At 54.0% G+C, this 20,220-nt stretch carries 13 protein-coding genes; 7 read left to right on the top strand and 6 right to left on the bottom strand.

The window, feature by feature from the left end:
- Positions 1-574 precede the first annotated feature (574 nt).
- The gene (locus tag BLT65_RS16010; protein WP_091779040.1) at positions 575-850 is read left to right on the top strand and encodes a magnesium and cobalt transport protein CorA; all 276 of its coding nucleotides are present in this window, start codon (positions 575-577) and stop codon (positions 848-850) included.
- Positions 851-1,024: 174 nt separating this feature from the next.
- Here the strand turns inward: BLT65_RS16010 and BLT65_RS16005 are convergent, their stop codons facing one another.
- Positions 1,025-2,452 carry a Dyp-type peroxidase gene (locus tag BLT65_RS16005; RefSeq protein WP_167306496.1) on the bottom strand — a complete coding sequence of 476 codons (1,428 nt, stop codon included), beginning with the start codon at positions 2,450-2,452 and terminating at the stop codon, positions 1,025-1,027.
- A 412-nt stretch (positions 2,453-2,864) separates the two neighbouring features.
- Between BLT65_RS16005 and BLT65_RS48715 the strand changes: the two genes are divergently transcribed.
- Together BLT65_RS48715 and BLT65_RS46470 are read left to right on the top strand one after the other, a co-directional pair.
- Entirely contained in the window at positions 2,865-3,227 is a 363-nt protein-coding gene (locus BLT65_RS48715; protein WP_425273131.1) for a MerR family DNA-binding transcriptional regulator, read from the top strand.
- A gap of 262 nt (positions 3,228-3,489) precedes the next feature.
- The gene (locus tag BLT65_RS46470) at positions 3,490-3,918 is read left to right on the top strand and encodes a hypothetical protein (protein WP_143036523.1); all 429 of its coding nucleotides are present in this window, start codon (positions 3,490-3,492) and stop codon (positions 3,916-3,918) included.
- Positions 3,919-4,800: 882 nt separating this feature from the next.
- Here BLT65_RS46470 and BLT65_RS15995 read toward each other — a convergent pair.
- Positions 4,801-7,599: a patatin-like phospholipase family protein gene (locus BLT65_RS15995; protein WP_091779035.1), complete on the bottom strand. Its 2,799-nt coding sequence runs from the start codon at positions 7,597-7,599 to the stop codon at positions 4,801-4,803.
- 983 nt (positions 7,600-8,582) lie between these two features.
- On the opposite strand from BLT65_RS15995, the gene BLT65_RS15990 reads away from it, so the two are divergent.
- Positions 8,583-10,895: a leucine-rich repeat domain-containing protein gene (locus BLT65_RS15990; RefSeq protein ID WP_167306495.1), complete on the top strand. Its 2,313-nt coding sequence runs from the start codon at positions 8,583-8,585 to the stop codon at positions 10,893-10,895.
- 725 nt (positions 10,896-11,620) lie between these two features.
- Here BLT65_RS15990 and BLT65_RS15985 read toward each other — a convergent pair.
- On the bottom strand, positions 11,621-12,265 hold the full coding sequence (locus BLT65_RS15985) for a hypothetical protein (RefSeq protein WP_091779031.1): 645 nt from the start codon (positions 12,263-12,265) through the stop codon (positions 11,621-11,623).
- Between the two features lie 313 nt (positions 12,266-12,578).
- Between BLT65_RS15985 and BLT65_RS15980 the strand changes: the two genes are divergently transcribed.
- Positions 12,579-13,595, top strand: coding sequence for an MBL fold metallo-hydrolase (locus BLT65_RS15980; protein WP_091779029.1), 1,017 nt, complete (start codon positions 12,579-12,581; stop codon positions 13,593-13,595).
- Positions 13,596-13,626: 31 nt separating this feature from the next.
- Here BLT65_RS15980 and BLT65_RS15975 read toward each other — a convergent pair whose 3' ends face one another.
- Together BLT65_RS15975 and BLT65_RS15970 are read right to left on the bottom strand one after the other, a co-directional pair.
- A complete protein-coding gene (locus BLT65_RS15975) occupies positions 13,627-14,226 on the bottom strand; it encodes a hypothetical protein (protein WP_091779027.1) in 600 nt (199 codons plus the stop codon).
- 225 nt (positions 14,227-14,451) lie between these two features.
- Positions 14,452-16,785, bottom strand: coding sequence for a hypothetical protein (locus BLT65_RS15970; RefSeq protein WP_143036521.1), 2,334 nt, complete (start codon positions 16,783-16,785; stop codon positions 14,452-14,454).
- A gap of 235 nt (positions 16,786-17,020) precedes the next feature.
- Between BLT65_RS15970 and BLT65_RS15965 the strand changes: the two genes are divergently transcribed.
- Positions 17,021-17,832 (top strand): IS5 family transposase gene (locus BLT65_RS15965; RefSeq protein ID WP_091779023.1). Its coding sequence is split into 2 segments (ribosomal slippage): positions 17,021-17,369 and positions 17,369-17,832, totalling 813 coding nucleotides; the frame shifts between segments, so codons are not numbered across the junction.
- 347 nt (positions 17,833-18,179) lie between these two features.
- Here BLT65_RS15965 and BLT65_RS48710 read toward each other — a convergent pair.
- A complete protein-coding gene (locus BLT65_RS48710) occupies positions 18,180-18,461 on the bottom strand; it encodes a hypothetical protein (RefSeq protein WP_425273130.1) in 282 nt (93 codons plus the stop codon).
- A gap of 1,337 nt (positions 18,462-19,798) precedes the next feature.
- On the opposite strand from BLT65_RS48710, the gene BLT65_RS15955 reads away from it, so the two are divergent.
- Positions 19,799-20,212 carry a hypothetical protein gene (locus tag BLT65_RS15955; protein ID WP_091779019.1) on the top strand — a complete coding sequence of 138 codons (414 nt, stop codon included), beginning with the start codon at positions 19,799-19,801 and terminating at the stop codon, positions 20,210-20,212.
- Positions 20,213-20,220 lie beyond the last annotated feature (8 nt).

The following is a 20,220-nucleotide window of genomic DNA, read 5'->3' as shown; positions in this document are numbered from 1 at the left end:
TGAAATTCACTAAACGCCTAACGATTGCCTGCCATACATCGTCGGAAACTCACACCTCTCGGCCGTCGTCACACGAGTGAACGAACACGGTCGTCCGAGCGACGATACAAGTCGTGCCCGGATAAAACCACACGCAATACTGGTCTTCATCCACGACAGCACCACGATGAGCACGACGAAATCGAAGCAACGTAAGACCAGTTCCCAAACGGATCCGTCTCGGTCACGGCCAGGTGATCAACATTGAAGTCGATCCCAACCGCGCCATGCTGAGCATCGAGTGTGACCTTTCGGGCCGCAGCGTGATCGAATCACACGAATGCGCGCCAGTGCTTCCCGTCCCAGTGCAGCCGCCATGTGAGCGCGATATTCGCGTCCAGCGCCTCGTCGAGCGCCGCACGGTCGTGATTGAATGTCACGTCGCTGATGATGAGATGTTTGCGCTCGCCCTTCTTCCGCAGCAGTCTGGCACGCGAATCTTGAGTTGGTACCCGTAGCACGGACGCGGCATCTGGCCTCAGCAATGTTACGTCCGTCCCCACGCCATTTCGTTGCAAATTTCGGAGAAACCACGATGACTGACAATGAAGCGAAGGACAGTCTTCCCTCAGACAAAATCGAGGAAATCGTAAACGAAATGACTCCCGAGGACGTTTTTAACGAGACCCCAACTGAAGGCGCGAAACGCCTGGTTAAGGCGCTCTCGCAGCAAACGAAAGTGGCAGAGTATCTGACATGGCAGCGTGTCGAACAGGACGCACCTGACATCCACGGGAACAACATTGAACGAAGAAAGGCTGCGCTACACCAATGTTGGCCAGTACGGCGAGTTGATCCCTCCAAAAGGTGACCAGCGATCGAGTTGAGGCCCGGCAATGCAAGGCACTGCACCATGCGATGATTACGAGGTACCCCGTTCGGTACGCTACGCTTTGCGGGTCGCGATGCCAGCAACCATTGATGCTGAGATTCAGCCGTCAACGATCGACGATTGTTGCTGGCACCATTAAACCGTTTCACCGCGCTACTTCAGCGACTTCAGGAAAGTGATCGACGGCGCGAAGAAATATTCACCGCCCTTGAGAGTCACGAAACCTGAGAACTGCTCGTCTTCTCCCCCATCGCTAAGTTTTTCTCCCCATTCGACTGTCCATCGTTGACCGGACGGACCCTTGGGCTGTCCGATTACACCGTCACGACCGGTACCCGGTTCGCTAAAGTCTGGATTGTTGACCCACTTCTGCTGTGCAAACTCGAACTGTTTTGCAATGTCGCTTTGATAAGCCATAAAGAGCAGGCCAACGCCACCCGTCGGCTTGTTGTCAAGCTGCTCGTCATTCGGATTGTCAGACCGCGCCCCGTACGGGATACCGCGACGCGCCATCAAATGTGATTTCGATTTGTCGACGTCTGAACGAGGATTCGACTTCCGGATGTGTCCAGCAAACGGGCACTTCAGTCCGTTAGGATCATTGGCGAAATCGAAGTTGTTGTTCGGTGGGTCGACGGCAAGACCTTTTTCATCCGGCGTCAACGCAAACGGAACACCATTTTCGAATCGCCCAATCACGCTTGCACCCACATCTACGTCTCGGGACGGTTTATGTTTCTTGGTCAGAGAATCTGATACATTTTTCTCGTGGGTCTTGAAGCCACGAACATCCTGCTCAAGTTTCCGAAAAACAAAGAAGCTGCCAAAACTGACGTTGAGTTTTCCGCCTGGACAAGGGACTAGAAGCTGGCTCAACTTGATTGTCGGATCCCAGATAAATGTTCCTCCGGCATTCTTCCTCGCCTCGTCAATGTCTTCCTGAAGCGCGAGTGGCTGGCTGATGCCATCTACGTAGCCAAAGTGCTCGATGCCGTGATCGTCATCGTTTTTCATCACGTGACCGTCTTCCCCAAATCCCGGATTCAAAAGGGTGGCAGCGCCGGCCGTCGCATTAATGCGAGCAGCCATCTTGTCGCGTTCAGTGTTTCGCGTTCCTTCGTTCGCTGACCCGATGAGTATCATCGCGTGGATTTCAGCGGCAAAGTGACTCTCCCACTCGGTGAACTTTGAATCTCCCAAGTCTCTCGCTTTCATTCCTTTTTCGAACGCTTCATCGACAGGTTTTGCATTCGTACATCCGAGCGCATCGTAGCCTTTCGCTGTCAGCATAAACGCGATGAACGTTCCTCCGCTAACCCCCGATTTCCTGAACGCTTCTGCATCCAATAACTGATCCAACGCCGCATTCACGTCATCCCCTACACTCGCTACAAATTGACGCGCTGCTTGCGCTTTAGTTTTGTCGAATGCAACAAACAGGTTGCTTGTGTAGGTCCGTCCGTGTCCTTTAAGAATATTTCCTTGCAGATCATTCAACATTGCGAGCTCAGCCGCAGATTGTGGCGAGACCGCTGCGTGCGCATTTTTCCATGACAATGTCTGGTCGAGAATTGGATCCATTTTGGCCCTCTTTAGATGAAGTTCAATATCTATTGATCTCGGACGTGTGTGCTCGCAGGACATCAGGCTTGTCCATCCCGCGCTTTTATATCCACTCGCTTCGTTAATACGCGTCACACGGTTTTTGCCGAAGGCTACTTCAGCTCACTTGGCACGTTTCATTTGATAGTCAATTACCTTACGCACCATAACCTGGCGATAGGAGATTAGACTCCAATGATTGAATCTGCGCTTCAACCTATTGAGATATGTGCGGTCCCGCACATGAAGTTGACGTCCAATGGTATTCACGGAGGCTTTAATAACAAGCAGTTTGTTTTCAACGATTAATCAATAGTCGTCGTAAACACAGAGAACAGACTTCTATTGCTTTCGTTTTTAAGCAATGGTTTTCTCTGGACTTTAATGACGCATACCACCAACATCGCCTTCGCGATTTGCGGCTGAACTGGGCATAGCGGTGGGCACATTGCGACGTTGGCATCGGCAGGGACTATTGATGTCAGCTTGCAGGACTATCGGCGGGCACCGGTGCGACCAGCGCGATGCCGTGCGGACCGGGACCGGAGCTGAGCCTGCTTCAACCGGCAAAACGATCTGCTACGTCCGTGTTTGCTCACACGACCAGGCAGAACAGCGAAAGACGCAGGCTTTGCGACTGGAGAAGCATTGCGTCGAGAGCGGTTTTGATGGGCTCGAAGTCATTTCAGACCTCGGAACCAGATTGAATTACCGCACGAGAGGTTTGCAGCGATTGCTGCATCAAATCCTTTGAGGACGTGTCGCCCCTTCGGGGCTGGTCATGCAAGACCAGTTGCCGCGCTTTGGCAACGAGCTGCTATTTCGCATCTGCGAATTCTTTCGCGTCGAGATCATTGGATTTGCCCCTGCGTCTCCGGACAGCGCCTCACACTTGAGTTGATGAATCGTTTCTGCGCCATGGATATGGGGCGGGAAGTTTCACAAATGGGACAATCACGACCCGTGACCAAAAAACCGGCGAAGTGACGACCGTTGCGGGTGACGGGACAACATCCGTGGTCGCACTCGATGGCACCGTCACAACAACAACTCTCGACGGCACGACGACCGATAACGCGCTCGACGGTACTGTCACGACCACAGCGCCAGATCAGACCACGACTACCACCACGCCTGACCGCACCACAACGACCACGACCACGACCGATGGCACTACCACAACGACCTCGCCAGAGGGTACTACGATCACGGAGGCGCCCGAATCGACTCCCGTACCGCCGAAAGATGACTTTTTAAACCCTGACGGCGATGGAACAGGAACCCCAGTCTCGGTCAACGCATTTCCGACTGGTGCCGGGCTGGACGGTCTCGTGGCCTCTGTTTCAGTTGGTAAAGCACATACGTATTTCGTCACAGCGTTGCCGCAACTTGCAATTGGCGGTGGCTTGGCAACCCAAGGGATTCTCGTCGGATTCAAACAGTGAATTGAGTGCGGTATGCGGTGGCCGGAAACGCGTTGGGCCGCATGCCGTCAACTCCATCCAGGAACACCAACTTTCAGAAAGAGAAAGGAGCTAGTGAAATGTTAAGCATCGGCATGGAGTTATTCGAAATCGACCTATTGACGGTCGCGGCTTTCAGCAAGGTCTACTCGAAACTACATTCACCGGATCCTCCGCCTATAGAGGTTCTGGTTGAGCGGCTTGCGCCAGCGCTCGGCGAACTTGATGAGACGGAGAGGAGCGTCCTTCGCTCGCGAGCCAGATTGCTCGCGGCATATGCTGTTGCTCTCGAAAAAGCATTCGGTTCACAATAGCCGGACCGCTGTATGCAAGGCACTTTGCCTGCCAACACCCGGATGGATCATGTAGCCTAGAGACGACGAACACGAATCGGCTTCCTCCAGTTACGTCCAACCGGGCGGCGTGTGGCGCAACGACCGTTTTGCAATTCTTAAGCTGTCGTTGAGACGGCGCAGGGACGAGCGGCCGCAGTGGGTCGCGAGTACTCGTTCACTTGCATCGGCACCTGACTTTCGAGGCTACGATGGCGCGGACGGCGGCAAAGCGCCTATCAGCTGCCTCACAGTGGTCGAAACTCCAACGTCAGCAATGGCCGAATTGTGCGCGTAGCACGTCAGTCAGCTTCTGGAAATAAAGCAGCCTTTCCAATGGCAGGCCTCCCGAATTCCCAAACGGCTGTTTGTGGCCGGTTGCAGAGATTCTGCAGTTTCACCCCCGGACAATTGCGGGACACCGCAAAACGGACCTTCTGGGTCGGATATAAAACTGTGGCGAGAGTTCATGTCACCTGCTTCAGGCACTGATGTTCGTAGTACTCTAACGTTCCTCAACAGCACTCTCGTCTTACCCAGCTTGCGCGGATCGGTGTGGGCTTAGATGCTTGCAAGCGGTGCTTGCAGCGCATCCTGCGAGATAGCCGAGCTTTCTGTAACTCTCGAACTGGCTCTCGTCAAAGAACTGATCAGCAGTCGACTGATGCGGAAAACCCGTGAACCGCGTCGCATAGGACTGGACATCGGCAGGCTCCCTGGGCGGTCGGCACATCGATGCCTTGATCAGCACGATTCGTCCGTGCTGCCCGTCCGGATAGCGGATGTTACCCACGACGTAGGTCACCTGAGGTAAGTTCTCAGGCGACTGCCCTCTCAGTGGATTGAGATCAAAGTTGATCTCCACCCCGAAATCGATCCTGCATTTACGCACCGCGTTGCCCAAATCCTCGAACGCTCGTGAACCGTCGGCCGTGGCGTCGACGGCAAGGATGAACTCGCACTGACGACGAATCAGTTCGTAGATTCCGAGATTTTCGAAATGGCCGCCGTCGGACAGGCAGATGTATTGGTTGTACTCGTTCGTGCGGCCGGCCAGTTCCTGAAGCAGCCGCCAGGGTGCGAAGCCGCTTCGACGCGATTTCCACGAGTCTTCCTTCGATGGGTTCGGGCACCATCTGCCGAGCCGAAGGTTGAACAGCGTCAGCAGGAACGACAAAGTCGGCTTGGTGTGGTAACCCATCTCCGGACTGAGCGCAGCGCCCGATGTCGCAACAGCGCCGCCCACGGAGATGCCTTCCTCTTCATTGTCCGCGCCGCGCGCGAACTCAGCAATCGGACGGAAACCAAAGTGAGTTTCCTTGCCACCCATCCGGTCAGTACAATCGCCCTGCACACTGGAAAGCCGGTATCCCACGTGCAGCGGCGTTAGGACAAACGAAGCGGCCTTGCGCTCCTGCCACGCCAGATTCTTGCCCTGCGCGATATTCATGGCGGTGTTGAACAGGTGGAACGGCCGAACGATCGTGTCGTCCTCGCACTTCAGATTCTTGAGCGGCATGTCGTCTCCGAGATCGAACCCAGTGAACGGATTGCGCATGCGCTTTTCGTTGCTCGCGCCAAGATAACAGCGCGTGAGTCGATTCCTGTACACCTCCTGCAACGAAAAGCGGTTGATCTCGATGCGCAGGCCGAATACGAGAAAGATCACCGACAGCACGATCACCGGTTCAGCAATGAACGGAATATGGTGTCCGTACACCGTTGCGCCCATGCCCTCGAGGAACTGGAGCCGCGCGCTAGCTGACGCGGCGAGATCCGACCAGTCCGGGAGATGGCCATGCGTGAAGTTGCGGATCGGGTCATCGAAGATGAGGCTGTGCTGCGACAAGGGTGGCAAAAGCGCATCGAGGATCCACGCCAGCAAAGCGCAAATGAGAATGACGCCGACGCCGGCCGCGACATTGAGCGCCGCCCCGTAACGTTCGCGATTGGTAGTGTTCAGACGCTCCGCGCTTTTGGATGTGGCGCCGAGCAGCGTCGTGACGACCCAGCCCAGACTCACCAGCGACAGCCAGTACGGCGCATTGAGCAAAGCCCATCGGACGAGCGGCGGCACATAAAAGGCGAACAAAAACGCGCCCAGCCACGGCAGCGCGACGACCAGCAACCGCGCAGTAAGCCGGCTCCACCACTCTCTCGTGCGGTCGCGATATAACGACCCGGCCAGCCCGACGAAGACTACGCCCATCAAGCAAAACACGCCTATCAAGCTCGGCGGCAGGAAGGTGTACATCGAGATGAGCGCTTGTCTGGAATCATCCATCGAAAAGGTCGATTGCAGCCAGAGGAGCAAGCAGAAACCGACCGTCAGCGCGCAAACCGACGAGAGCAACATGACGAGACAGGGGCGTGTCGCGTTGATCAGATAGTCCAGCACCCGTCTTGCAGCGTCCGGATGCGAGTCCCGCGCGCGTTGCGCTTTGAGTAACGACCCGAGCATCTCGGTCAACAAAATCGCAACCAACGCGACGACGACGAATTTCTCAATAGTCGATCGGTTCTCCCATGTCCACGAAACGAGCGCGGGTTGATCGTGCAGCCACAACATCATGACGAGCGCCCAGAGTGCAATCGGAATCACCAGCGTCAAATTGGCGAGCGTATCGCTGTTCCGAACCAGGAATGGCGTTTGCTTGCGGTCACGGCTGACCGGATCCCAGGACTGAATCTGCAGTTGCACGGCCGCCGCGACGATGATCCAAAGGCTCAGCCCTGTCACGCCTTTGAGAAGCAAGGGACTGACGAGCTGACGCAGCTGGTTATCGCTCACGACGACGACGCGCGGCGCCAAAAGCACAAGCCACCAGAACGAAACGATCAGGATCCAGTTGAGCGCGACATTTCTCAGCCACGCCGCGATGAGCGTGATCGTGTCCAATGACAGAAGCCCAGCACGTGGCGTCAAGTAGTTGCTATAGCGGCGCAGCCAGTCGAGTTCCTGCATGTCGACAGCCGCATTGCTCTTGTCGGAGGTCGGTGCGGACCGCGCCAGCGCCGCTTCGACTTTCGCAATGTCGCCATCCTTGCGCTGAATCCAGGTCGTGAGAAACGCACCGATGTAGCCGCCACCAGACACGGTCGATAGATAGTCGTAGCTGTTCAGTTGCTTCTTCACGCAAATCGCCTGCAGCACGCCGAGACAGAACGTCGCGCTCCTGATTCCGCCACCCGAAAACGCCAACCCACGCGGGCGCCAAAGGTTCTCATCGGCCGGCTTTTCGAGTCCGCTGCGCTGCCTGGACTTCAGGATCTCCGCCTTCTCCTCCTCTTGGACCTTTTCGAAGCTTAGTGCATATTCTTTGGATTTCATTTGGCTTGCCCTCGCAAGAGGTATTGATGTGTCCTCGTCGCGATGTACTAGCGCGCGGCCTTCCGCACATCCATCACCCCAAGTTAGTTCTCTGGTGGAGAGTTGCTTTCATGGGAGCGCCAAAAAAACTCGGCGTTTCCGAGCTACCCGCCGTCCTCGAGCCGATTGGTGGTGAATCTTCGCTCGCCGGCATTACTGTCCAGCGCATCCGAATACGAACTATCACGTTCACTTTTCCAAACACCATGTCTCGGCCCTGATCGAGTATTTGTCGTTTATTTAGAGCCGTGAAGAACATGAAAGGCGACGCGCGGCAGACAGTAAAGTCACGAACGTAAAATGATGTTGGAAAGCACACACAAAAAAGTATATTTTCTTCTGGACGGCGACCAGTGACGCGCAATGTTGCGCTGTCCATGTATTCAAAAACGTCAGAACTTCACGAGTGCCATGAGCCCGCGCGACGCTGCGTTCCCGAGTTCGACATGTGCGCCGATACGCCGAGCGATCATCCCAACGATCGACAAGTCCTAGTCCCGATCGATCCACTCCGCCGCCAGGCACGCGATAGGACGAATCGGACACGACCCTTCGGATCGCCGCATATCGGCCTGGTGGCGACTCGGGAAGGGTAACGCGGCATCCAAAAACCGATTATTTTTGCGTTGTCACACGGCCTCGACACCATAGCGGACGTACGATCGTCTTCGTAGGAGCGCGACCGTCAGGCCGCTGATGGCCGTCGGCCGTCTCATCCCCGAACGAGTCATCGACTCGAAGCTGAGCGAATGGTCATCTATGAAAGATGTGAAGGCTATATCGCGCCTAGCTGACGTCCTTGATACCATTAGCATTGGTCGCTCGAAATCTCGCGCCATCGACGCTCACGGCGCCGACTGCTAATGTAGATAGTGCGCGCGTGATTGCCTTTCCAAGAGTGCGCCCAATTTCACGAACCCTGAGGCAGGATGCGGGAGCGCTATATGCCTGCGAATCATCCACCGTCTGGCGGCCCGAAGATGAATAAGACGGCCCCGCGAGCAAAGAAACGAACCTTCCTCTCGACCCTGCAGGCTGTCTATAAGGCGACTAAACTCTATATTGCGCTTCTTGTTGCGTTTGCTGGCATCCCTGCTGTTGTCGCAAAACTGACGATCGCGTGGGGACTACCTTGGCCGATCGGGCTGATTGCCTCAATAATCCCCGCCGCACTGATCTCCCTCTGGATGGTTCCGGTGTGGCTTGAACAGCACCACAAAAACGCCGCCGCGAAGTGGGGAATTGCCGGCGTCCTCAAATACCCCGAATACTTCCGCCTCACCTCTTATGAATTGGGTGCGACCTTTCATAGAGCGGATAACTTTCACGAGGCTGTTTATCGGTGGTTGAGGGACAATCCTGCACCACTCCTCTATCTTTGCGGCGTATCCGGATCTGGAAAGAGCTCGATTTTGGCGGCTTGGGTTCTGCCTAAACTTGCGGAGGAGCATGTGCCGCTCTGTGTAATTAGCGTCAGGATCGTCGATGACCCGATATCCGCGATCATTACCGCGCTGACCGTTCCGGGCTTGATATGGAAACAACCTCCGACGAACGAGGTTCATACTCTTGATGAATTAATGATGAAAGCGGCGCGTCAAGTTGCGCCCAAAAAATTGCTTTTAATACTCGACCAGTTCGAGGAATTTTTAATTCTCACCGAAGAAGCACAGCGGGGAGCATTTACCAGACTTTTGCGCGCATTGGCAGAGAGACCGATAAATAATGTGCAGGTGTTGATGGTTCTCCGCAGCGATTATCGTCCCTTATTAGCGACTTTGAGATTGCCTGAATGTCAAAATGGCACTAAAGAAGTGCCGCCATTTTTTGAGCGCGACGCAATGGCTTTTCTTCGCGCATCGGGTCTAAAAATCAATAAAGATCGTGAAAACGAGATTCGCGATGAGGCTCGTGAAGTAGAGCAGACACCGGGCCTAATAAGACCTATAACAGTCAACCTTTTCGGACTTGTACTGCGCAGCTTCGAAGTTCTTCCCAAGGAATTTCGGCGTGGAACGCTGCTCCGCTCCTATTTACGCTCCCTGCTTCTGGAGCCGAATCTACGGACGGTGGCTCCACGAATTCTTCGGTGCATGATTACCAGCAATGGTACAAAATATCCCATAACAGAAAGCGAAATCGCCAACAGCACCAGCCTCAACGATAATCAGGTGCGCGGCTATCTGTTGCAACTTGCAAGCAAAGGAATCGTTCGTGAACTGAACAATATGCAGGGCACGTGGGAAGTGGCACATGATTTTATCGCAAGTCTCTACGACCGCATTCTCGTTGGTATGCACGTTTCGACTTGGAATCGCGTGAGACCCTGGGTTATAAGCTGCGGGCTGATTCTTTGGTTCGGGTCGATATTAACATTACCAGCGCTTTTTCGCGGATGGCAAGACAGTCACGACCGATTGGTGCTAGGCGAAGGAGGTTTTATTAATACTCCGTGCCTGCTTGACCATCAATACGACGGACGCTGTTTCGCTTGGGAACGATTTGCCAGCGATGCCGCTCGCTTAGATAAATATTCGTCTTTAGATTCAAGTCTTAATTTATCGCTTTATGCGCCGAGCTTTGAGCGACTTAGGGTACGCGAGCTAGAACTTAAAGATGCTCCCGTTGACAAGATCGAGGCACTAAGTGGACTAACCTATCTTGAAGTTTTAGACCTGACAAACACCAAGGTTACGAGCATTAGCACACTAAAAAATATGCCAAATCTACGCGTATTGAGGTTGAGGCGGACGCCACTCAGCAAAATTGGAATTATGACCGGTTTGAAGCACCTTGAGATGCTCGACCTAGGCTTTACTGAGATTCAAGATATACAGGGCTTAAGTACGCTCACAAGCTTGCGAACTCTGGATCTTGAGAAGACAAAGATAACGAAAATTGAGGCTTTAGAAAGCCTCAAAAATTTAGAAAACCTTAATCTCGCTGAGTGTCATATAAAGGAAATCAGCGCACTAAACGGCATGAACCATCTAGAGAGACTTTCTCTTGCCGATTCAAATGTGTCCGACCTTACTCCGCTAAGAAAACTAAAGAATTTGTCGCAACTTCAATTAATTGGGACACCAGTCAAGGATGTCAACGCTCTAAGCCAGCTACCAAGCCTGAAATTACTTTATTTGGGTCGAAAATACTTTGACGATTCGTCGATCACTGCTCTTAAGGGGCAATTTCCCGCCACAGAAATAATCCGCGAGGGAGACAACGGGGCTCCAATCAAACATTTAAGCGTCAAATAGCTCATAGCGTTGATACAACAATCAAATTCAGTCGCCTATGATGGGATGCGTCGAAATTCGCTCGTTGCCATTGATTAGAAGTGAGAGGTTCCGAAAACATCGCTTAACCCGCGATCGATACTTTTCTCACCATAATAACGGCCGAAGCAAGTGACGCTTTCGGCGATCGAATGGCCGTTGGCTGGGCGGAGCTGCGACCTGGATGCCTGCGCGACGCAGAGGGCGAGTGACTTTTCTGGCCGAACCCGGGCCGACGGTGAACGCGCGGAACTGACCCTCTACGGTCGCCCGAAGGTCTGTCGACTGAGTGTCGGATATCTGATGTCCATCTGTCGTTCGCTTGCTGTTCTCCAGCAATGAGACTCGACGGAACGAATCGGTGCCTTGTTTAGTTAGCTCTCAAGCCGTGGCAGCCAATCAGATCTGAAGTCGTACCTGAGCCATCGGCTCCGATCCCAAGATCATCAATGTCGTGTTGCACGAACATCCGCCGGCGAACCTGAGCATCTCCGGTCGCATCTACGGTGACCCGGAAGTCGTTGTTCAAGAGGTAGTCGAAGCCGCTTGACCACTTCTGGTAACGCAAAAATCACCGCCGACGCGTCAGCCTTTGCAAGTTGCCGTTGGCGTGTGATCCATTCTCGTAAGCCTGGAACGAGCACTCGTCCAGCGTCATCTCCTACATCGCTCGCACACCGCTGACAAATGAGATCTCCTCAGCGCTGTCAATGCGCGATCTTGATGCACTCCCATCCTTTGATGACAAGTGCGTAGAGAACGAATAACAATCCGCCGCCTGCCAATGTGAACTTGATGCACGCACAAATCGTTGCGAGCAGTGGCCAGGGCATGGTAGTCCTTTCCCCCAGCATCTTCAGAATTGCAAAATTCTCGACTGCGTCGACCGGACATGCGAGCAGCACGCCCCACGAAATGCACATCCCGATGATAGCTGTCTTTCCACTTGTTGCACCTGCCGCTATCGCGCAGCCGAGCGACAGCGCTATTGGATACACCAACAAAAACGCGTAGTCCCAGTATGTCTGACGACGTGCCTCGTCAATCAGGTGCGCATCCTTGAGATTTTTGATCATCTCCGCCGCTTTGTTCGTCGTTAGCGGTGTTTCCAGTTCGACTACGCCGTTCGGTACCACTCCGGTTAATACCGCTTGCGCGTGCGAAAGGTATGTCATTAAGCCGAACATTGCCGCAAGCATGACAGCGCATGCAATTCGCTGCTCTAGTGCCGAGAGCCACCAGAAGGGAGATGGGAAATCGTGCATATCAGTCTCCAGGTAGGACTGGTTATTTCGATGAAATTCCGACTTAAATGCCATCGCGACGCAAATCAGGGAGGTGCTCAATTTCATATTTTTAAGCAGAAATCCTGCGCCTGCGGCAAGTCAAATACGACTGACCGTGTGTGTTAGCGTACATGCATTCATCCCTGACTCCTGCTCCAATCGCCAATAGGCTATTTTTCGTCGCGTTCAACCAAAACCGTACGTCAACTAGAAAGCAACAACGCAGTTTTCACGATCTACGCTATGTTGCGGGCTGTGCACACGGTTCGGTCCAGCTAATGGCATGTCTCAGCGTCTTTTCGGTGACGTCAGGGCGCTTTGCCCCTGCAACCGTAGTCCAGGTTGCCACTGATCTGAGCTTGCACCTAGGAGCAGACTCATGCACAACTGGTCAAGACTCCTCGTCACGGTTTTAGCGACAACATTTCTTTGCGCCTGCTCCTCACTCAACGTGCAGCCTGAAGAACATGTGTCTGCAACTGATGAATCATCGCAACCAGGAGAAGTCAAGGTAACGTTTCTTGGTACGACCACACTTCTCATCGAAGATGGTACGACTCGCATTCTGATCGACGGTTTTCTCACGCGACCACCGCTGCCTGAAGTAATTAGCGGCCCAATCGAGACAAACAAAGCGCTCGTTAGTCGCATCCTGACCGACATAGGCGCGACAAAGATAGACGCAATCTTCGTGACACATTCGCATTACGACCACGCGCTCGATGTCGCGTTCATTGCGGAAAAAACCGGCGCAGTACTGTATGGCTCAGAAAGTACGTTAAACATCGGCAGGGGTTGGCCACTGCACGAAGACCGGCTCGTACGCTTTAATCGCGACAGCTGGATTTCTATCGGCACGTTTCGTGTGCGTATTTATCTGTCAAAACACTCGCCACCAATTCCGTTCGTCAACGATGACCTTGGCGAAAATGTCGCGTTGCCACTAAACCAGCCAGCTAGAGAGTCCCAGTATGTCGAAGGTGGCTCATTCGACATTCTCATCGCGCACGGGACGAACACAATGCTGGTCAAAGGCTCAGCTAATTACCTGAAAGGAGCGTTACGCAACGTTCATGCGGACGCCATATTTCTGCCGATCGGCGGTGTCGGGTTTCGAGGTGAGACGTTCCATCGCCGATACTACGAAAATACGGTCGGCTGCGTTAAGCCGTCTGTCGTTGTTGTAACGCATTGGGACAGCCTGTTTGCGCCACTGAGCAATACCCTGCCCCCCATGGCAGGTAGTGGTATCACGCTCTCTCACATACGCACCTACTTAAAGGAAGACGGGATTCCGCTTAAGATATTACAAGGGTTTGAGACCATCCGACCATTCACACTCGAGTATCGGCGATTCGAACCGCCACCGTTAAGCATAGGCTGTGATATTCCGTGAACCTGTTCAATGTCGAGCATCACTACTTCATTTACACAGCGAACCCGAGAAGCTCACAGAGTTGTCTCCAGCGCCATCCTAGCCACAGAACGATGACAATCAGCAAGCTGAGAGGAAGCGTCCATTGCATTGACGCTCGATAATCGTGTCCTGTCAGGTAGCCAGCGTAGATGATAGCTACGCCCAGATAATTGATCAAAGCAAGCCCAACAGTTTCTGTCCTTGTGCCCTGGGCGTATTTGTACGCGCCAGAGAGATGACCGGTACCGGTAATAATAAAGTAGGCAACGAGAGCAACGACAAGAAGATCAGAGCCGTCAGAGGTGACAATTGCCGTCCAGGCTACGGCCAAAAGATGAAGTAGATCGAATACCCAAAACCGCCAGGTGATTGGCTTCGGCAAGCTGCGATAGTTTCGTATCCACTCAAGACAAAGATAGGCTCCGAGGAGAAGAAGGACGGATGCTCGAGTTACCATCGGATATGTTAACGGTTTAGGTTCTAGAGTGGTCAGGGCTATGAGCGACCAGAGCACGTTGCCAGCCGCCGCCGGCCACAGCAGCCCCTCGAAGATCTCGAACGCTAATTTGTGACGATAAGACAGATGCTCGGTGCGAGGATCGCCAGACATAGAATTTGTCCTTAACTAGCATGTATTGCGGTTGCAACATCCAATCGTCATCCGAGCCGGCGGTGAGTCGGGTTTCGATTGAGCCGGCGCAATCCTCGACTACTATTGTGTGTAGCGCTATCGGATTAGCGTTACTCCATTGGTCAGTTTTCCATGCAAGATCGGACTCTCTGATTCCTGACATGCGCGATGCGCCCATGTGCCCTGCGTTCAACGGTTGACTATTTATCGCGCAGATGACTCCATGGCTTGTGGGCTGTAGATGCCGTCCAGACCAGGTGGCCGCTGATTCGGCTCGCGCTTGAGCAGGGTTGCCATGCGGTCCGAGACGTCTGGCAATTCATTTGCATAGAGCCAACCCAAATCCCGGTAAGCGCGGAACAAATAGATGCTATTGCTGTACGTCGTGAACGCCGTGCTGTTTTGTGGGAACACCCATTTACCACCGTCCTCCGCAGCGATTCGCTCCTCGGGAGACATCCTATCTTCACCTTCTGGAACAGATGAGATCATAGTATTGTGAATATACTCAACCAGGCCACACGAATAGGTTAAACCGTCGCTTTCACCCTTGACAGCGCCTCGGCACACTCTGACAGGGCGCGAAACGCCCTCCGGCGCCGCTTGATACCATTCTCGGGCCACCTTGATCCATGCTTTCTGGTCAAGCGCTGACATCAGATAGTAGACCTTTACTGTATCCAGCCCTTTGGGCGTATATTCGACGGCAGGGCCGACATGATTCAACGTCAGGCTCTCTGTCACACCTGGAGCCAGCTTCACCACGTCTGCGACCCATACCCGGCGACGCCAGTTAAATGGAGTGATGTTCGTTGTGTCCTTTGTCGGGTTTGCGCTCGACGCAAGCGCGTTGGGGATCGATATACTTCGATGGTTTGCATCCCACTGACATCGTTTTGACAGGTCAAATGGTGTTGTCGGACCGGTTCCCGGATCACGGGGATCCGCTTCGAAAATCATGGTGTAGCCATGCTGAACCAGGTAATAATTCACCGAACACAGCGAGGATAGAGAGACGAACCCATCACTTTTCGGGTCGCGATGCCAGTCATTCTCGCCAGCGACAACGACAATATTCTGAACGCTCCGTCTGAGAAGTGAAATCATCCCGAGGTTGTCTCCGCTCTGCCCACCATCAGACAAGTGAATAGTTGGTCCGGTAGGTGACGTCACGTCATCATCGAGGAAATAGAACGGCCAGATCAGGAAAGAATGCTTGACCCGGCTCGCATTTGATTCGTTGTAGTTGGGAATATCGAATCCCCAGCGCACATTAAGACCCTGTAGCAATGCATTTACTGCCGCTCGTGAATACTTGAGCGAGCGTTGCGCCGTGTCTGCGAACGCAGCGGATGCAAGCACCGCGAGCGGCACGGTCAATCCAACGAGCTCTGGCGAACCTCTGACATAGCCGTAGCGTCCCGAGCCGAACTCGTCGAACGTGATTTCGAAAACATCAGTCGCCAGATCGTAGGGTGCTCGAGAAAGATCCAGACCGATATTTCCCGACGCACCCGTAGCCTGCAGCACCCATTTTGGAAGGTAGCCACCTACCGTAGCCTTCGTTACTGCCTCATCGCCGGTGTAGATTACGGAGAGATCCGCGAACGTCAGCTCCTTGGCCATCCGCTGGAACCGCTGATCGTGTGGTCCGACAGGCAACTGCGTCCCCGCTTCGGGCATGTAGGCGTAGGTTCGCTCAATACCAAACAGGTAATCGTACTGCGACGGTGAAAATGGCTTACGCCAGTCGAAAAGTAGATTCGCGAAGTAGTGCAATGGGACCGAAACGATCGACTCCGTCACCATTGACGCGAAGGTCCCCCCCAGCTCTCCCCGGTCTCGTTGAGAGGTTGAAATAGCCGAGTGTTTGGACATCAGGATGTCTTGGTAACATTCGACCCATCCTTGGTAATTCGCGTAGTGACGATCAATCACACCTGGAGGCGGCGGATGACCGTTTGGCTGAGCATAGTTCTGAACCGAGAGCCGCGTGCAGCCATCTTGCGACTCAGCTACGCTCTGAACGTCATTCGCACCCTTGAGATCCAAAGAGTGAAGATCGACAAAGTAAGGCCAGTCCTTGTTGCTGTTCATGCGTCTAGCGTCGACAAAGAAGCGCTGCAATCCCGGGAAGGCTGGGTCATATCGGTACTCGTGCTGCGCGAGCTCGTACGCCTTGTAATACATATAGAACACCGCGTACCCACTACCCGATACAGACGACAGGTAGTCTGTCTTGTAAATCCATTGTTCACCAGACGGGCCATCAACAAATCGCTTGAGAACGCCCATTGCAAACGGAGCTGCCTTGGAACCGCCACCAGACATTGCAAGACCGAGTTGCGGATATACATCAGTTGTAGGACGCACCTCTTCGACACGACCGGAGTCGTAATTAATGATGCAATTCACGGTGTTTGCACCATCGCAGCGCTGTAACGGCAACGAGGCGCTGCCACTGGGTGACACACCGCCAACGGCGCAACCAAACAGCAACGGGATTGCTGCCAGAATCGACACAATCGTATAGCGCATGGCTGCTCACCGAAAAAGTAGTTGAATAGCACCCGCTCGATACGTCGCATCGAGCTAGTAGTCTCTTTTGGTCAAGCGCTCTGATGAGAAAGCTTGCGTAGGCTCCAACGACACAGGCGACGAGGTTGGCAACACTTTCCGAACGCCTCTAAGAACCTTTAACAAAATGATGCAGGGGCTGTTAACTCGCAGCGATTGATGTTAACTTCATCATTGTTTCGGTAACGGAAAGGACATGGCCAAGCCGATACTCGATGATGAGCTGTGGGCACTCATTGAACCCCTGCTGCCCCCACCCAAACCACGCCGTTCACGCTACCCCGGACGCAAACCACTCGATGACCGGGCAGTGCTCACCGGCATCCTGTTCATCCTGCAGACTGGCCTGCGCTGGGACCTGCTGCCGCGCGAGATGGGTTGCGGCAGCGGCATGAGCTGCTGGCGCCGTCTGCGCGACTGGCAGGCCGCCGGTGTCTGGGACCGACTGCACGAACTGCTTCTTGCAAAGCTACGCGAAGTGGACCGCATAGACTGGTCGCGCGTCGTCGTCGACTCCTCCTCGATCCGCGCGGTTGGTGCGGGTCAAAAACGGGACCCAATCCCACCGACCGTGCGCGACCAGGTTCAAAGCACCACCTCATCACAGAAGCACAAGGCATCCCGCTCGCGGTAATCCTCACTGGCGCCAACCGCCACGATGTCACCCAGCTTCACGCGCTGGTTGACGCCATCCCGCGCATCGCCGGCAAACCTGGCCGCCCGCTTTCGAAACCCCGGATCGTTCAAGACGACCGAGGTTACGATCACGACAAATACCGCCGTCCACTACACGCTGCCGGCATCGACACTGAAATCGCCCGACGAGGCGAACCTCACGGCAGCGGACTGGGCAAAACCCGCTGGGTCGTCGAGCGCACCATCTCCTGGCTTCACAACTTCCGACGGCTGCGCATCCGCTTCGAACGTCTTGCATTCATCCACGAAGCCTTCATGAAAATCGCATGCTGCATCATCTGCTGGAGACGACTGAAAACGTCATTTTGTTAAGCCCTGTAAGTGCACGATGTTTGAAGTTGAATATTTGACACCGCTTTTACGAGAGTACAGCGATGCGTTGTGTTCGCTGTGCGCTAGCGCACGAAACATTCATGCAGGAAGCGATAGTGCAGAGGGCATTTTTCAGTGGTTGGCTACGAAAACATTGAGGTTCACTCACGGATCGCCGCAAGGAAGTGCCGCACGCCACGCGCGTAATCACGCAGGGCTGGTAACCGAGAATCGTTGTATATCGAGCTGTCTTTGAACGTTAACTCTGAGGCGTAGCGAGCAACGAGTAGCCAAGTTATTTTTGTCTGCCTGAATACTCGCAGCCTCAATTGCAAGACGTCTACGCGTCAGATGTCGCGATAGCCACCAGGAAGTTCAACCGGGTGAGGACGTACGGGGGCTGCAGGAATGCCTGGTCGGACCGGAACACTAGCCGCATTCCGGACGCCGCCAGCCTTCGACACACCAAAGAATATCCGGTTATCCCGTTGAATCTCGCCTTTATACGTGTCGTGCCACACCTCATCCCCATAGAGCCGACCGAGAAATTCCCCTGAGTCCGAAAACACATGTTCGCCAGAGACGAACGCCACCGGTCGACCAACCGAACTGAATAGCCACTGAGCCACGAGCCACCTCCTCTTGCTGGTTAATTACCTACTCCAGAGTAGAAGATATGGTCGTCAAGCAGTCCCGGATTTGTCCGCGCTAGTCCAGACTTCCGCAACAGCGCGGCGTGCCGATCCTATGTCACATGTGTTGCTTGATGAACCGCCATTGCGAAACACCTGCGTTGCACTTCCCCGCCGCACGTCCTTGCCAAAGCATCGAACCTCTTGAGAGCACGACGGAAAATGCTATTCGTTACTGAGTAACGTAGCCAGAATCGTTATTCTCGACCGAGCCAACTCTGCACGCCTCTGGCATAAGTATTCCGTGCGTGAGAAATTGCAGAAGCATACTCATGGTGACGTCTCAGGATTGGCAGAAGATCCAGATCTTCTGCGATAAAACCAGGAGATATACGGATATCTATCAGTTATGTGTGCATCCTCAAATGACACTGGTACTAATGCAACAACATTGCTTGTCTCACTATTACCAAGTAGTGACTCAAGCCTGGCACTGTGGTTGGCCGCTTTCAGGGCCTGTTTGGGCTGCGTGACCACAAGGACACAGTCCGCCTTCTCAATTCCGACGGTCCATCCCTGATCCCGGATCATCTTGTCAGGGCACGTCGGCAATTAAACACATCGTTGGTCATCGAGGCATATCGAGCTTATGCAGCTGGAACACCGTTTTCAAGCCTTCAACGGCTTTACGTTTCGCAGGCCGACATCACCAACGATATCTCATATCTCGTGGAACGCACGTCGACGGGTACATACGCTGGAATTCGCGGAGTCGGCGCGCGATGGGATGACACGGTTTCCGCGCAATCGACTCTGACTGTCTTATCGGCGGTTGCGGATCCACGCGAAGCGTTCTCCCTTCAATATTTCCCGGACCAACTGGCTAACTCTAAACCGCGACAGAGACCACCTCGACCGATCATGTTGTCGCCCCACAAACAGACGACGGCGATTTCCCAGCCACTGTCAACTGAAGCCGCGCGGCTGCAGCGCTTGTTCAGCGATGAGCATGCGGCGGCGACCGCATTTGAGCGAAGCCTCGTCAAAGCGGATGACGTTCCTGCGCTGCTTAACATTAGCAAAGTCGAATATGAGTGCTGGCGCTACCTGCGCCTCGCCTGCAACGCTAATCCGTCGAACGTATCGCTCCGTCGACTCGTCGCAACCATGCAACGCATTCATTCGCAAGCACTTACTAGATTTGACGTCCACCGCTACAATCATGCATTCCGGATGCTGATTCTAGATCTGCCGATAGATATCCACCGACATTCTGGGTCGAAGAACCGCCCAGCAAAACGGTTCGCTCACGTCTCACTCTATCCTTTGCAAACATGGCCCAAGAAAAAGAACAGTTCGATTACGCCATCGACACCAGCTCGGACGTATCCTTCAGCGTGATCGCTGCGGAAATCTATCGTGCGTGGGATGATGCACACACCACGGGCACAGAACTTAACCGTATCGCGATCGCCAACCAGTGCGATCTGAACACCGATCCGTCTGAGTCGGAGCGGGGTATTGCGGTTACGAAAACCGCAGCGGGCCTGGACCATACCGTTGTGGAAGTAGCCGTCGCTATTCTTGGCAGCAAAGCCGCGTCCGTCGTCGGTGAAGGCATCAGGGTGGGGACTCGTGACCTCTGGACCACGGTAATTCTCCCTTATCTGCAAAACAAGTACGGTACGAATGTTCTAAAGAAGAAAGCTCGTAAGGCGGACACCGCGAACGATCAACCGAAGCCGTAACTGACCAC

Source organism: Paraburkholderia steynii (genome assembly GCF_900100565.1).
In the GTDB taxonomy this organism is placed as follows: domain Bacteria; phylum Pseudomonadota; class Gammaproteobacteria; order Burkholderiales; family Burkholderiaceae; genus Paraburkholderia; species Paraburkholderia terrae.
This window is presented reverse-complemented; position numbering and strand designations above follow the sequence as displayed.

Excerpts from the sequence above, each read along its gene's own strand:
- BLT65_RS16010 (WP_091779040.1), top strand. The coding sequence starts at position 575 with ATGACTGACAATGAAGCGAAGGACAGTCTTCCCTCAGACAAAATCGAG.
- BLT65_RS16005 (WP_167306496.1), bottom strand. The coding sequence starts at position 2,452 with ATGGATCCAATTCTCGACCAGACATTGTCATGGAAAAATGCGCACGCA.
- BLT65_RS15995 (WP_091779035.1), bottom strand. The coding sequence starts at position 7,599 with ATGAAATCCAAAGAATATGCACTAAGCTTCGAAAAGGTCCAAGAGGAG.
- BLT65_RS15990 (WP_167306495.1), top strand. The coding sequence starts at position 8,583 with ATGCCTGCGAATCATCCACCGTCTGGCGGCCCGAAGATGAATAAGACG.
- BLT65_RS15985 (WP_091779031.1), bottom strand. The coding sequence starts at position 12,265 with ATGAAATTGAGCACCTCCCTGATTTGCGTCGCGATGGCATTTAAGTCG.
- BLT65_RS15980 (WP_091779029.1), top strand. The coding sequence starts at position 12,579 with ATGCACAACTGGTCAAGACTCCTCGTCACGGTTTTAGCGACAACATTT.
- BLT65_RS15975 (WP_091779027.1), bottom strand. The coding sequence starts at position 14,226 with ATGTCTGGCGATCCTCGCACCGAGCATCTGTCTTATCGTCACAAATTA.
- BLT65_RS15970 (WP_143036521.1), bottom strand. The coding sequence starts at position 16,785 with ATGCGCTATACGATTGTGTCGATTCTGGCAGCAATCCCGTTGCTGTTT.
- BLT65_RS15955 (WP_091779019.1), top strand. The coding sequence starts at position 19,799 with ATGGCCCAAGAAAAAGAACAGTTCGATTACGCCATCGACACCAGCTCG.